Source organism: Rhodoplanes sp. P11 (genome assembly GCF_964266735.1).
GTDB classification, from domain to species: Bacteria; Pseudomonadota; Alphaproteobacteria; order Rhizobiales; family Xanthobacteraceae; genus Rhodoplanes; species Rhodoplanes serenus.
Window position 1 is genome coordinate 251,206 of record NZ_CAXWGY010000019.1, and the last position, 12,318, is coordinate 263,523.

Genomic DNA, 12,318 nt, shown 5'->3' on the forward strand with positions numbered 1-12,318 from the left:
CGTGATACCAGCCGCGCCGCAGGGACAGGACGCTAGGCCGACTCCGGCGAGGCAGTCAAGCTGTAGCGCCGAGATCTGAATCATCCCCTAAATGTGGTGGGCAACGGGGAGAATTGTGGGGATTGTCTTCACGCTTCGGCAACCCGCTGGAATCCGGTCTGGATTCTGTAAAGCCCCGGCGCAGCGTCGCGGGCCAGCGCGGGCCGGGGTACCGCCGCCGGTGTCGCATGACCGTCACGCGGCAGAAGAATCGGCTGTGAACTCTCGGTGAGGTGAAGGCGGTGAGTGGTATCGGGAGACGGTGTAACTCGCGAGCCGCGGGTGCGGCAGGGCCGAGGGCAGCCGAGACGGGTTTTTCGACTCGCGACTCGCCGCCGGCGCGGCCGCCGAGGAGGCAGGCCGGCCTGCATGGCGGCCGCGCGGCTGGACATCGCGCCGGGCGGGTGGCATGAACGCCCGCAGCCCGGACGCGCAGGTGGACCGATGGATCTCAAGACCTTCCTGACCCGCTTCTTCACGTGGTGGAACGGCCAGACCTTCGGCACCCAGGTGTGGACGGCCCGGCATGGCGAGCTGGTGGGCGAGGACGAGTTCGGCAATCGCTACTATCGGGAGAAGGGCGGCCGCATCAGCCCGGCGCTCGGCTTCAACCGCCGTTGGGTGATCTACAACGGCGAGGCCGAGGCATCGCGCATCCCGCCCGAGTGGCACGCCTGGATTCACCAGATCGTCGACGAGCCGCCGCCGCGCCAGGCCGTCACGCCGCGCGAATGGTGGAAGCCGCATCGGCCGAATCTCACCGGCACGCCCGGCGCCTACCGGCCGCCGGGCTCGACCCTGGCGCAGAATCGCCGCCCCGCCGCCACCGGCGACTACAAGGCGTGGACGCCGGGCCGCTGACGGCCGGGCCACCACTTCTTCGGTGAAGCGTGATCGGGCGCGACAGGGCCGTCGTCCCGTGTTTCCCTTTCGGTGCCGCAATCCGCGTGTTAAGTGCGCCGGCGCGGTCGCCACCGTGCGTTCCGCCCACGCTCCTCGTCGAGCCGCCGCCGAGCCGCCCATGTCCCGATCCGCGCCGATGAGCCCCGCGCCGTTCCGATTGGCACGGTCCCGACTCGCGCCGTCGTGCCTCGCGCGGTCGCGCCTCGGGCTGCGCGTGACCGCGGCCGGCCGAGTCGGGGCCGCCGTGGTGCTGCTCGCCGGCGTGCTCACCGCCGCACCGGCGGCCGCCCAGCTCGGCGGCATCTTCGGCGAGCCGCCGCCGCGCCCGCCCGGCGCCGTGCCGCGCGGCCAGCCGCTGCCGCCGCCGGGCTCGCTCCAACCGCTGCCACCGCTCCCCGACGACGATCCGCTGCCGCCCGAGCCGGGTGCCGTCTCGCCGCCCCGCGGCCGGCCCGGGGCGGGGCTCGGCGGCTTCGAATCGCGACCGCTGGCGCCGCCCCCCGGCGCCGCCATCGCGCCGCCGCCTCCAGGCGCCCCTGCGGCGCCACCCGGGTCGCCTGCTGGCCCACTGCCGCCACCGCCCGGCACCGCGGCGGTGCCGCCGCCCGGCACCCCGCCGGGGCGTCCACCGGCCGGCGCACCCGCTCCCTCCGGGCCGGCGCCGTCGTTGCCCGAGGAGGTCGTCACCGAGGTGCCGACCCAGAAGGTTCCCAATCCGACCGCGGTGTTCTCGGGCCTCGACAAGATCACCGGCCGCATCACCAAGTTCGAGGTGGCGATCAACGAGACGGTGCAGTACGGCGCCCTCCAGGTGCGGCCACGCGCCTGCTACACGCGGCCGCCCACCGAGGCGCCCAATACCACGGGCTTCGTCGAGGTCGACGAGGTGACGCTCCAGGGCGAGATGAAGAAGCTGTTCCGCGGCTGGATGTTCGCGGCGAGCCCCGGCCTGCACGGGGTGGAGCACTCGATCTACGACGTGTGGCTGTCCGACTGCAAAGGTGCCGCCACCGTCGCCGAGGTGCCGCCGCCCGCGGCGACCGCCCAGCAGCCGGCCGCCGCACCCCCTCAGCGCCAGCGCCAACCCTCGCAGCAGCAGCGGCAACCCCGTCCGCCGCCCGCCCAGGCGGTGCCGGCCCTGCCGCGGCCGCAATAGCGCTCCGCCGCCCGGCCTCACGCGACGTCGATCAGTCGCCGGAGCCGATCGGCGTCGCCGGACAGGCCAGCGCCAGCGCGCGCGCGCCGGGAATCGGCTCGGCCACCGGCAGGACGTTGAAGTCGGCCTCGCCGATCAGGGCGTTGGCGAGCAGCTTCTGATAGTTGCGGCGAGATACTTCGACGGCGCCGAAGCGGCGCAGATGCTCGGTGACGAACTGGGTGTCGAGCAGCCGGTAGCCGCCCGCCCGCAGCCGGGCCACGAGATGCACCAGCGCCACCTTCGAGGCGTCGCGCTCGCGGTGGAACATGCTCTCGCCGAAGAACGCGCAGCCGAGGCTGACGCCGTAGAGGCCGCCGACCAGCGCGTCGCCGTCGTAGACCTCGACCGTGTGGGCGCGGCCGACCTCGAACAGCCGACCATAGAGCCGGCGGATGCGGGCGTTGATCCAGGTCCGCATGCGGCCCGGGGCCGGCTCGGCGCAGCCGTCGATCACCGCCTCGAAGTCGCGGTCGGCGACGACGTGGAAGCGGTCCGAGCGCACCGTGCGGGCGAGCCGCGACGAGATCCGCAGGCCGTCGAGCGGGATGACGCCGCGCTGCTCCGGCTCGATCCAGTACAGCGCAGGGTCGTCGGCGCTCTCGGCCATCGGGAAGATGCCGCACGCATACGCTTTGAGCAGCACCTCGGGCGTGATCTCGACCGAGGCGGAATCGCGACGAGCCATGGGATGTTCGTTCTGCGCCGTGTCCGTGTGTCGCCGGTATCGATATCGCTGACGTCAGTGTCGCCGATGTCAGCGTCGCCGGTTATGAGATACCCGTTTGTCGTGTCTTCACTGGTTCGTGAAGATCAGCGCGATTGGTCATTAACGTCTCGGTAACCGGCCGATATGTAGCCTTTTCCCACAATTTGAATCAATTCGTCGAGATGTCTCGGCGCCACGCGACAACAGGGGCAGGAGTCCGACCATGAGTACGGGTTGTCACCGAAGTCGTCCGCCCCGCGTGCTTCTCGTCGAGGACGAGATCCTCATCTCGATGATGATCGAGGACGCCATGGTGGAGCACGGATTCGAAGTCTACACCGCCACCAATGCGGGCGACGCCTTGCAGGTCCTGGCGGACGGCACCCCGGTGGACGTGCTGTTCACCGACATCAACATCGAGGGCGAGGTCGACGGCAATGCGCTGGCCCATCGGGCGCGTGAGATGCGGCCCGAGCTCGCCGTGCTGTATGCGTCCGGCACACTGCGGGGCGTGCCCGATCCGGTTCCCGGCTCCACCTTCGTCCCGAAGCCTTATGCGCCGCGCGACGTCTGCGCCATGGTGGCGTCGCTCGCCCCCGCGTGAGAGCCGGCGGGCGCGGCGCTCGCCCGCCCGGCTCGATCACTCGTCGGTCGCCATCGCGCGGTGACCGCTCATCCCGATCGAAGTCGATCGCAATCCCTCTCGACAACGAGGCGGCGGACCGGAGAGGTGCGCCGCCTCGTTGGTTTCGACGGCGGCGTACTGTCAACGTCCCTGGTAAAGCGGCTCCCGGCCGTCGATCCAGGCCGCGAGCCCTTCGGCCAGGTCGGCGGTCGGCACCATGCGGGCGAACTGCTCGCTCTCCACTTGAAGTCCTTCGGCGATCCCCATGTTGAGGCCGCGTGTCACCGCCGTGATGACGGCGCTGACGGCGAGCGGCGCGTGTCGGACGATCCGCCGGGCGAGGTCGCTGGCCGCCGGGATCAGCTCGTCGTGCGGCACCACGGCGTTGACCAGCCCCATCTCCAGCGCCTGCGCCGGCGAGAACCGCTCGCCGGTGAGGAGCAGCGCCAAGGCGCGCTTGCGGCCGGCGAGCCGCGACAGCCGCTGCGTGCCGCCGAAGGTCGGCGGCATTCCGAGCCTGATCTCCGGCTTGGCGAACAGCGCCCGCTCGCTGGCGATGGCGAGATGCGCCGCCTCGGTGATCTCGCAGCCGCCCCCGAATGCCAGCCCGTTGACGGCGACGATGATCGGCTTGGGGAACGCCTCGATGCGGGCCGTCATCGCCTGGCCGCGGCGCACGAACTCCTGGGTGGCGGCCGCCACGCCGCGCGCCACGCTTCCGGAGAACTCGCGAATGTCGCCCCCGGCCGAGAAGGCGCGGTCGCCTGCCCCGGTGAGCACCACGGCGCGCACCGCCGGATCGGTCTCGATGGCGTCCAGGTGCGCCATCAGGGCGTCGATGGTGGCGTAGTTCAGCGCGTTCAGCTTGTCGGGGCGGTTGAGGGTGAGACGCGCGATGCCGTCGTCGAGGCTCACGAGCACCGGGGCGACGGCGGGCGACTGGCGGGGGGTGTGCATCGGGGATCTCCTCGCGTTCTGCCTGTTGCTCAGGACCGCGAGGGTAGGGTGCCCGGCCCCTTGTTGTATATTCACTGGTGAGTATACTTTCCGGATGCCGCGCGCCGCCGAGCCGACCATCGACCGCATCCTCACCGCCGCTGCCAAGCTGTTCTATGCCGAGGGGATCAGGGCCGTGAACCTCGAGGCCGTAGCGGCCCGGGCCGGGGTCACCAAGCGCACCCTCTACTATCATTTCCGCAGCAAGGACGATCTCGTCGCGGCCTATCTGGCGGAGCGCGACCAGCCGAATCTCGCGCTGTTCCGCCGCTGGTTCGAGGAGACGCCCGGCGACCTGCCCGACAAGGTGCGCGGCCTGTTCGCCAACCTGGCGCGCGCGGCGCGGCATCCGCGATGGCGGGGATGCGGCTTCCTGCGCACCGCGGCCGAGCTGGCCGCGATGCCGGGCCATCCGGCGATCCGGATCGGCAGCGCCCACAAGAAGAAGGTGGAGGCCTGGCTGTGCGACAGCTTCGTGGCGGACGGGATCGCGCCCGAGCCCGCCGCGACGCTCGCCCGCCAGATCGTGCTGCTGATGGACGGCGCGTTCGCGGTCGGCCTGATGCACCGCGATCCGAGCTACACCGAGACGGCCGGGGAGGCCGCCGTCGCTCTGGTGGCTGCTGCCCGCGGCCGTCGGCCGGCGAAGCGCGGCGGCGCGACACGGCGGCCGGCGGGAACCGATTGAGGTCGGTGGCGCGGCGGCGGGCGCGGCCTTCCGCTACGGTCTCTCAGTTCACCTGGGCGCCGCGGCGCAGATCCGCCTCGATCAGCAGCTTGGTGCCGCCGCCGAAACGCACCCGGTAGGCCTGGACGTTCTCCATGATGCGCTGGACGTAGTTGCGCGTCTCCGAGAACGGGATGCGCTCCACCCAGTCGACCGCGTCGACCTGCGGGTCGCGCGGATCGCCGAACCGCTCGATCCACTCCTTCACCCGGCCACGCCCGGCATTGTAGGCCGCGAAGGCGAGGATGTAGGAGCCGTTGTACGCCTCGATGTTGCCGCCCAGCTCGGCGGCGCCCATCTGCATGTTGTAGACCTTGTCGTGGAGCAGCCGCTTCTGGTCGAACGTCACGCCGTGCTTCTTGGCGATGTAGCGGCCGGCCGCGGGCGTCACCTGCATCAGGCCGAGCGCATTGGCGGTCGACACGGTCTTCGGATTGAAGGCGCTCTCCTGGCGCGCGATGGCGTAGACCACGGCGGCCTCCACCTCGGGGCCGATCGACGAATAGCGCGGCAGCCCGATGGTCGGGAAGGCGGCGTGGTCGAGCGGCAGGCCGTTGCCGAGCGCCGTCTTGCCGATCAGCAGCACGGCGCGCGCATCGTCGTGCTTGGCGCAGAGCTCGGCCAGCACGGTCAGGGCCGCCACGTCGGTGGTGCGGTCGGCGAGGTCGGCCACGAACGGGATCACCAGATCGCGCTCGTCGATGGCGTAGAGAATTTCGACGGCCCGCACCACCTCGAGCCGGGCGAGGGCGGCGCGCTTGTCGGCCGAGAGCGCCGGCGGCGACTTGAGCGCGATCTCGCCGAGCCCCAGCCGGCCGCGGGCGAGCTGGCCGTAATAGGCGGTGCTGTAGCGGGCCGCCTGCTCGTAATGGGCGCGCGCCTCCTGGCGGCGTCCCGCCGCCTCGGCGCTGCGGCCGAGCCAGTAGCCGGCGCGCGACAGCGAGATCGGGTTCTTCACGCCGGTGGCCGCGATGCGGGCGAAGTGGCGGCTGGCGGTCGCCGGATCGTTGAGGAAGCGGAGCGCGATCCAGCCGGCCATGAACTCGTGCTCGACCTGATAGTTCTCCTTCTCGGGCGGCGCGGCGTTGCGCACCACCAGATAGGCCGACTTCGGCTCGTTCAGCTCGATCAGCTTGCGGGCGAGCAGCCGCCGCTCGATCCACCACTCGTTGGTGTCGTGGCCGTCGCCGATGTCGCGCGGCACCGCCAGCATCAACCGGGCGGCCTCCTCGTACTGGTCGTTGCGGCGCAGCCACTGGATGCGGCTGAAGGCGAGGCCGGCGTCGTTGCGGGCGCCCAGCGCGTCGAGCTGTGCCTTCGCGTTGGCGGCCTTGTCGCTGACCGCCTTGCGGGCCTTGGCGATCGCCGGCTCCACGCCGCCGAGCCGCTGGGCCGCCCGCATGGCGACTTCGAAGTCGTCCTCCTCATAGAGCCGCCGGTCCATCCGCGCCTTGTCGTCGGCGCGGGTGATCAGGCCCGGGAAGGTCTCCTGGATCTCGTCCTCGAGATCGCGGCCGAACGAGTCCTCCCGCCAGACCTCGCGGACCAGCGCCTGGGCGTTGGCACGGTCGCCGCCCGCCAGCAGGGCGCGCGCATAGGCGAGCTTGCCGCGGGTGCCGAGCGGTCGGTTGCCGTTGAAGAAGGCCCGCACCGTGGCCGGATCGGCCTTCTCGGTCCACAGCATGTTCTCGGCGCGGCGGCGCAGCATGCCGAGGCTCGGCCAGGTCGGGTTGGCGTCGACGAAGGCGGCGTAGCGGGCGAAGCCGACGCCGTTGTCGTTCGACCGCAGCACCGCCCACTCGGTGAGCTTCTTGGCCAGCGGATCGCTCATGCCGGCCTGCAAGGCGGTCGCCTCGGAGGTGCGGCCGCGGCGTGCCGCATTGATGGCCTGCTTGACGGCCGACAGGTCGGCCGCTCCGGTGGCGCGCGAGGGCGTGTAGGCGAGGGGCTCGGTGGTCACCGGCGGGACCGCCGCCAGGCTCGGCACCCCGGCGCCGGTGGAAGCCGTAGCGTCGCCGTCGCGCAGCGCCGCCGGCACGGTCGCCACCGCCGAGGCGGAGCGGGCCGCGGTCGGCACGGCCAGCGGCTTCGGCCCGGGGGCCGGGCCGGCCGTGGAGGTCGGGGTGGATTTGGAGGCGGCCGGCTTGGAGGCCGACGGCTTGGATGCGCTCGACTTGGATGCCGCCGCCTTGGCGTCGGCCTTCGCGTCCTTGGCGGCGCCCTTGGTCGTGCTCTTCGCGGTGTCCTTCGCCGTACCCTTGGGATCGGACTTGGCCGCGGCCTTCGAGGCCGCCGGCTTGCTGGCGCTTGCCTTTGTGTCGGTGGCGCTCGGCTTGGCGGCGCTCGGCTTGGCGCTGTTCGGAGTTTTGGCGTTCGTCGGAGCCTTGGCGCTCTTCGGATCGACCGCCGGCTTGGCGGCGGGCTTCTCGGGCGGGGCGGCGAGGGCGGCCGGAACCGCAGCCCCGAGCGCGCCGGTGCCGAGCAGCGCCACGAGTGCCAGGATCGACACGGTCTGCCGGAACGCCGGCAGGCGGAATCCACGATAGCCAGCGACCACGGCCGTCCCCCCGGTCTGTTCAGACCTGCCCCGACGACCTTCCGGTCGCTCTCGTTAACAAGTCCCTAATCGGGGCTGAACGTGGCCATGTTTCGACGCAATCGCGGCACCGGCGAGGAGGGCGGGGCGCCGCGGCCCGGGGCGGCTGCGTTCGGGCTTTCTTCGCCGGCTGCGACCCGATATCAAGGACACCATATTGGATCTGCGCCGGGTGTTCGCCGGCCGCATCGCGCCGCCGGGCGCCGGGGGAGTTGCAGTCATGGCCGCCAAGAGCACGTTTCGAGGATCGTTCACGGCCTTGGTGACGCCGTTCAAGAACGGCGGCCTCGACGAGGCGGCGTTCCGCGGCCTGGTGGACTGGCAGATCGCCGAGGGCACCAACGGCCTCGTCCCGGTCGGCACCACCGGCGAGAGCCCCACCTTGTCGCACGAGGAGCATCACCGGGTGGTGGAGTGGTGCATCGACCAGGCCAAGGGGCGGGTGCCAGTGATCGCCGGGGCTGGCTCCAACTCCACCACCGAGGCGATCGGGCTCGCCCGCCACGCCGAGCAGGCCGGCGCCGCCGGGGTCCTGGTCGTCACGCCCTACTACAACAAGCCGACCCAGGAAGGGCTCTACCAGCACTTCAAGGCGATCAACGACGCCGTCTCGATCCCGATCATCATCTACAACATCCCGGCCCGCTCGGTGATCGACATGTCGGTCGACACCATGGCGCGGCTGTTCGAGCTGCCGAACATCGCCGGCGTCAAGGACGCCACCGCCAACGTGCTGCGGGTCTCCCAGCAGCGCGCCGCCATGGGGCCGGACTTCAACCAGCTCTCCGGCGAGGACGGCACCGCGCTCGGCTTCATGGCGCATGGCGGGCACGGCTGCATCTCGGTGACCTCGAACGTGGCGCCGCGGCTGTGCGCCCAGTTCCAGAGCGCCTGCCTGAAGGGCGACTACGCCGCCGCACTCGCCATCCAGGACAAGCTGCTGCCGCTGCACCAGGCGCTGTTCATCGAGACCAATCCGTCGCCCGCCAAGTACGCGCTGTCGCTGCTCGGCCGCTGCCCCGAGGCGGTGCGGCTGCCGCTCGTGCCGGTCTCGGAGAAGACCAAGGCGGCGGTCCGCGACGCCATGGTGCATGCCGGGCTGATCAACTAGCTGCTGCCGCCAAGGCGGGCGAGGTGCGCCGGTCGTCGCCGGCGGGCCGCCGCGCCCGGCATCGACCGCACGGGACCCCCGCCCATGCCCATCGTCGAAGAGTTCAAGAAGTTCGCCGTCCGCGGCAACGTCGTCGATCTGGCGGTCGGCGTCGTCATCGGGGCGGCTTTCGGCAACATCGTGCAGTCTCTGGTCGCCGACGTGTTCATGCCGCTGATTGGTGCCGTGACCGGCGGCCTCGACTTCTCGAACTACTTCCTGCCGCTCTCCTCCAAGGTCACTGCGGACACGCTCGCAGAGGCGAAGAAGCAAGGTGCGGTATTGGCTTGGGGGAATTTCCTGACACTCTGTATCAATTTCACGATCGTCGCCTGGGCGCTGTTCCTGGTGGTCAAGCTGATGAATCGCCTGCGCAACGACGAGCCGTCCAAGCCACCGACGCCGCCGCGCCAGGAGGAGCTGCTGACCGAGATCCGGGACCTCCTCAAGGCGCGCCAGAGCTGACCGCCCATGGCCGAGAAACCCAAAGAGCCCGTCCGCAAGATCGTCGCCGACAATCGCAAGGCGCGCTTCAACTACGAGATCGGCGACACCCTCGAGGCCGGCATATCGCTGCTCGGCTCGGAGGTGAAGTCCCTGCGCCAAGGCCGGGCGACCATTGCGGAATCCTATGCCGACGCCAAGGGCGGGGAGATCTGGCTGGTGAACGCCAACATCCCCGAATACACGCAGGCCGGCCCGTTCAACAATCACGCCCCCAAGCGGCCCCGCAAGCTCCTGCTGCATCGCCGTCAGATCGCCCGGCTGGCTCAGGGGGTGGATCGCGAGGGCATGACCATCGTGCCGCTCAAGCTCTATTTCAACGAGCGCGGCCGCGCCAAGGTCGAGCTGGCGCTGGCGCGTGGCAAGAAGCTGCACGACAAGCGCGAGACCGAGAAGAAGCGCGACTGGAACCGTGAGAAGGGCCGGCTGCTGCGCGCCAGCGTGAAGGGCTGACTCTCAGTTCGTGTCCGGCCCCGTTCCGAACGAACGCGGCGTCTGCGGTAGCTCAGCGGCCGTCGAGGTGCTGCCGCACCGCCGCGAACACTGACCGGAACATCGCCTCGGTCAGCACCCCGGTGTTCGTGTTGTAGCGGGAGCAGTGATAGCTGTCGAAGACGGTCAGCGGCGTGCCGGCGGGTCCGGTGCCGGCGTGGACGGCCCCATGGCCGAACGGGTGGGCGGATTTCTTCCAGCCGAGTGTCGTCATCAGGCTGTCGTGGGCGATGCGTCCCAGCGTGACGACGGCGGCCAGGCGCGACATGGTCGCCATGGTGGCGACCAGGAACGGCCGGCAGGTGGCGATCTCGGCCCCGGTCGGCTTGTTCTCGGGCGGCACGCAGCGCACCGCGTTGGTGATGCGAGCATCGACGAGCGTCAGCCCGTCGTCCGGCCGCTCCTCGTAGGTGCCGCGGGCGAAGCCGAAATCACGCAGCGTGGCGTAGAGCAGGTGCCCCGCATAGTCGCCGGTGAACGGCCGGCCGGTGCGGTTGGCCCCCTGGAGGCCGGGTGCGAGGCCGACGATCAGCAGCCGGGCGTCTGCCGGCCCGAAGGACGGGACCGGCGCATTGCGCCAGTCCGGCCGCTCGGCCCGCCACCTCATGCGGAACTCGACCAGCCGCGGGCAGCGCGGGCAGTCGCGATCGGGCTCCGCCGCGGCCGCGACGGTCCCGTCGGCCTCACGGCTTGTCGGGGCGGGGCTGCCGGCTCTCCCGGCCGCCCGGCCCGGTACCGCTCCGGCCATCAGTCCTCGTCGAACGAGCTGGAGCTGGCCGGGGCAGGCTCGGTGTTGCGCGGGTGGGTGCTGCGTTGAAGAAATTGCGGCGTATGCCGCGACTCGCGCGCCGCCCGCTCGGCCCGCTCGCCGGGATCGCGACCGATCTTCGGTTGCAGCTCGACGATGTCGAGGAACACGTCGGCCTGCCGCCGCAGCTCGTCGGCCACCATCGGGGGCTGGGTCGAGATGGTCGACACCACGGTGACGCGGACGCCGCGGCGCTGCACCGCTTCCACCAGGGACCGGAAGTCGCCGTCGCCGGAGAACAGCACCATGTGGTCGATGTTGCCGGCGATCTCCATGGCATCGACCGCGAGCTCGATGTCCATGTTGCCCTTCACCTTGCGTCGGCCCGTCTGGTCGACGAATTCCTTGGTGGCCTTGGTGACCACCGTGTAGCCGTTGTAGTCCAGCCAGTCGATCAGGGGGCGAATCGACGAGTATTCTTGGTCTTCGACAACCGCTGTGTAGTAGAACGCACGAAGAAGGTAACCCCGGCCCTGGAACTCACGCAGCAGTCGCTTGTAATCGATGTCGAAGCCGAGCGACTTTGCCGTCGCGTAGAGGTTCGCGCCATCGATGAATAAGGCGATCTTTTCGCTAGGCACTGCCATGATGCTCTCGTTACTTAGTTATGGGGGTCGCGCGTCGAAGAAAGACGCACGTCCAGTCTGATCGCGTCACCACGCCATATTGGACCGTTCGGATGGTCGCGGCCGAAAATCTGGCCGTTTCGCTTGCGACGCAGAAGCAAGCGCGGCATCCAATTCCGTTACCACAATGACATATCTGGTCCAGGCCCTATCTTCTAGTCAATTCACGGCGGGAATACCGCATAAAAAAACGCAATCCTCCTCGCAAGCCGTTGCACTTCTCGGGCCGGATCATTACGAGAGAGCCAACCCAACAGGCATTCCGTTCAGGAGACCGCCCCCGCATGGCCCGCGTCACCGTCGAAGACTGCATCGACAAGGTCAGTAACCGATTCGAGCTCGTCCTGCTGGCGAGCCATCGCGCCCGCATGATCTCGTCCGGCGCCCAGATCACGGTCGACCGCGACAACGACAAGAATCCGGTCGTCGCGTTGCGCGAGATCGCCGACGAGACCATCTCGCCGGAAGACCTCAAGGAGGAGCTGGTCCATTCGCTCCAGAAGTATGTCGAGGTCGACGAGCCCGAGCCCGAGGCGATCCCGCTCATCGGCGCCGGCAGCGAGGGCGTCGATGCCGACGACACCGAGGTGATGATGGAGCGGATGACCGAGGAGGAGCTGCTCAAGGGGCTCGAGGGTCTCGCCCCGCCCGAGGAGCGGCCGGAGCCGGTCGAGGCCGACGACGAGGAATAGCGGCCGCGCCGCGACGGCGGGGCCGCTGTCGCGCGGCCTGGGACGAGTGGCTAGCAGCGAGTTCGGGAGCCGGCGGGCCGCGAGGCGCGCCGGCTCCTGCGTTTCAGCCGGCCTGTTGAGCCGGCCTCTCTGGTACCGGCTTCGCGTTTGAACGGGGCGAGCCGGCTGCGGTTTTTCGTCGTCGGACGAAGATGTTGGTGTTGCGGCCGAGGGCGTCCCACATGTTATTGTGACGGTCGTGTTCGGCCGCCGGTGG

13 protein-coding genes are annotated in these 12,318 nt (G+C 70.1%); 8 read left to right on the forward strand and 5 right to left on the reverse strand.

The genetic code is table 11. The annotated features are described in order from the left end of the window. Positions 1–483 precede the first annotated feature (483 nt). Together ACFQUV_RS20290 and ACFQUV_RS20295 are read left to right on the forward strand one after the other, a co-directional pair. The gene (locus ACFQUV_RS20290) at positions 484–900 is read left to right on the forward strand and encodes an NADH:ubiquinone oxidoreductase subunit NDUFA12 (RefSeq protein ID WP_111384376.1); all 417 of its coding nucleotides are present in this window, start codon (positions 484–486) and stop codon (positions 898–900) included. Between the two features lie 256 nt (positions 901–1,156). Then, positions 1,157–2,098 carry a DUF2155 domain-containing protein gene (locus ACFQUV_RS20295; protein WP_280176748.1) on the forward strand — a complete coding sequence of 314 codons (942 nt, stop codon included), beginning with the start codon at positions 1,157–1,159 and terminating at the stop codon, positions 2,096–2,098. A gap of 31 nt (positions 2,099–2,129) precedes the next feature. Here ACFQUV_RS20295 and aat read toward each other — a convergent pair whose 3' ends face one another. Further along, on the reverse strand, positions 2,130–2,825 hold the full coding sequence (gene aat, locus ACFQUV_RS20300) for a leucyl/phenylalanyl-tRNA--protein transferase (protein WP_129608232.1): 696 nt from the start codon (positions 2,823–2,825) through the stop codon (positions 2,130–2,132). A gap of 244 nt (positions 2,826–3,069) precedes the next feature. Here aat and ACFQUV_RS20305 point away from each other — a divergent pair, with 244 nt between their 5' ends. Beyond that, on the forward strand, positions 3,070–3,450 hold the full coding sequence (locus ACFQUV_RS20305) for a response regulator (protein WP_111388184.1): 381 nt from the start codon (positions 3,070–3,072) through the stop codon (positions 3,448–3,450). Positions 3,451–3,612: 162 nt separating this feature from the next. On the opposite strand, the gene ACFQUV_RS20310 is transcribed toward ACFQUV_RS20305, so the two are convergent. Next, positions 3,613–4,428 carry a crotonase/enoyl-CoA hydratase family protein gene (locus ACFQUV_RS20310; RefSeq protein WP_129608233.1) on the reverse strand — a complete coding sequence of 272 codons (816 nt, stop codon included), beginning with the start codon at positions 4,426–4,428 and terminating at the stop codon, positions 3,613–3,615. Positions 4,429–4,522: 94 nt separating this feature from the next. Here ACFQUV_RS20310 and ACFQUV_RS20315 point away from each other — a divergent pair, with 94 nt between their 5' ends. Beyond that, positions 4,523–5,155, forward strand: a complete 633-nt coding sequence (locus ACFQUV_RS20315; protein ID WP_129608234.1) for a TetR/AcrR family transcriptional regulator — start codon at positions 4,523–4,525, stop codon at positions 5,153–5,155. A 43-nt stretch (positions 5,156–5,198) separates the two neighbouring features. On the opposite strand, the gene ACFQUV_RS20320 is transcribed toward ACFQUV_RS20315, so the two are convergent. Then, positions 5,199–7,751 (reverse strand): transglycosylase SLT domain-containing protein, encoded by a 2,553-nt coding sequence (locus tag ACFQUV_RS20320; RefSeq protein WP_244601494.1) that lies wholly within the window; start codon positions 7,749–7,751, stop codon positions 5,199–5,201. A 259-nt stretch (positions 7,752–8,010) separates the two neighbouring features. Between ACFQUV_RS20320 and dapA the strand changes: the two genes are divergently transcribed. From dapA to smpB, 3 genes are all read left to right on the forward strand, one after another. Further along, positions 8,011–8,901, forward strand: a complete 891-nt coding sequence (dapA, locus tag ACFQUV_RS20325; protein ID WP_111388660.1) for a 4-hydroxy-tetrahydrodipicolinate synthase — start codon at positions 8,011–8,013, stop codon at positions 8,899–8,901. A gap of 84 nt (positions 8,902–8,985) precedes the next feature. After that, positions 8,986–9,405 carry a large conductance mechanosensitive channel protein MscL gene (mscL, locus tag ACFQUV_RS20330; protein ID WP_129608235.1) on the forward strand — a complete coding sequence of 140 codons (420 nt, stop codon included), beginning with the start codon at positions 8,986–8,988 and terminating at the stop codon, positions 9,403–9,405. Positions 9,406–9,411: 6 nt separating this feature from the next. Continuing rightward, on the forward strand, positions 9,412–9,897 hold the full coding sequence (smpB, locus tag ACFQUV_RS20335; protein WP_129608236.1) for an SsrA-binding protein SmpB: 486 nt from the start codon (positions 9,412–9,414) through the stop codon (positions 9,895–9,897). A 52-nt stretch (positions 9,898–9,949) separates the two neighbouring features. Here smpB and ACFQUV_RS20340 read toward each other — a convergent pair whose 3' ends face one another. Both ACFQUV_RS20340 and ACFQUV_RS20345 read right to left on the reverse strand, forming a co-directional pair. After that, positions 9,950–10,543: a uracil-DNA glycosylase gene (locus ACFQUV_RS20340; RefSeq protein WP_371851689.1), complete on the reverse strand. Its 594-nt coding sequence runs from the start codon at positions 10,541–10,543 to the stop codon at positions 9,950–9,952. 140 nt (positions 10,544–10,683) lie between these two features. Continuing rightward, positions 10,684–11,331, reverse strand: coding sequence for an NYN domain-containing protein (locus ACFQUV_RS20345; protein ID WP_111388695.1), 648 nt, complete (start codon positions 11,329–11,331; stop codon positions 10,684–10,686). A gap of 323 nt (positions 11,332–11,654) precedes the next feature. On the opposite strand from ACFQUV_RS20345, the gene rpoZ reads away from it, so the two are divergent. After that, positions 11,655–12,062 carry a DNA-directed RNA polymerase subunit omega gene (gene rpoZ / locus ACFQUV_RS20350; RefSeq protein ID WP_111388696.1) on the forward strand — a complete coding sequence of 136 codons (408 nt, stop codon included), beginning with the start codon at positions 11,655–11,657 and terminating at the stop codon, positions 12,060–12,062. Positions 12,063–12,318: the final 256 nt, after the last annotated feature.

Excerpts from the sequence above, each read along its gene's own strand:
- ACFQUV_RS20310 (WP_129608233.1), bottom strand. The coding sequence starts at position 4,428 with ATGCACACCCCCCGCCAGTCGCCCGCCGTCGCCCCGGTGCTCGTGAGC.
- ACFQUV_RS20340 (WP_371851689.1), bottom strand. The coding sequence starts at position 10,543 with ATGAGGTGGCGGGCCGAGCGGCCGGACTGGCGCAATGCGCCGGTCCCG.
- dapA (WP_111388660.1), top strand. The coding sequence starts at position 8,011 with ATGGCCGCCAAGAGCACGTTTCGAGGATCGTTCACGGCCTTGGTGACG.
- aat (WP_129608232.1), bottom strand. The coding sequence starts at position 2,825 with ATGGCTCGTCGCGATTCCGCCTCGGTCGAGATCACGCCCGAGGTGCTG.
- mscL (WP_129608235.1), top strand. The coding sequence starts at position 8,986 with ATGCCCATCGTCGAAGAGTTCAAGAAGTTCGCCGTCCGCGGCAACGTC.
- ACFQUV_RS20315 (WP_129608234.1), top strand. The coding sequence starts at position 4,523 with ATGCCGCGCGCCGCCGAGCCGACCATCGACCGCATCCTCACCGCCGCT.
- rpoZ (WP_111388696.1), top strand. The coding sequence starts at position 11,655 with ATGGCCCGCGTCACCGTCGAAGACTGCATCGACAAGGTCAGTAACCGA.
- ACFQUV_RS20290 (WP_111384376.1), top strand. The coding sequence starts at position 484 with ATGGATCTCAAGACCTTCCTGACCCGCTTCTTCACGTGGTGGAACGGC.
- ACFQUV_RS20345 (WP_111388695.1), bottom strand. The coding sequence starts at position 11,331 with ATGGCAGTGCCTAGCGAAAAGATCGCCTTATTCATCGATGGCGCGAAC.
- ACFQUV_RS20305 (WP_111388184.1), top strand. The coding sequence starts at position 3,070 with ATGAGTACGGGTTGTCACCGAAGTCGTCCGCCCCGCGTGCTTCTCGTC.
- smpB (WP_129608236.1), top strand. The coding sequence starts at position 9,412 with ATGGCCGAGAAACCCAAAGAGCCCGTCCGCAAGATCGTCGCCGACAAT.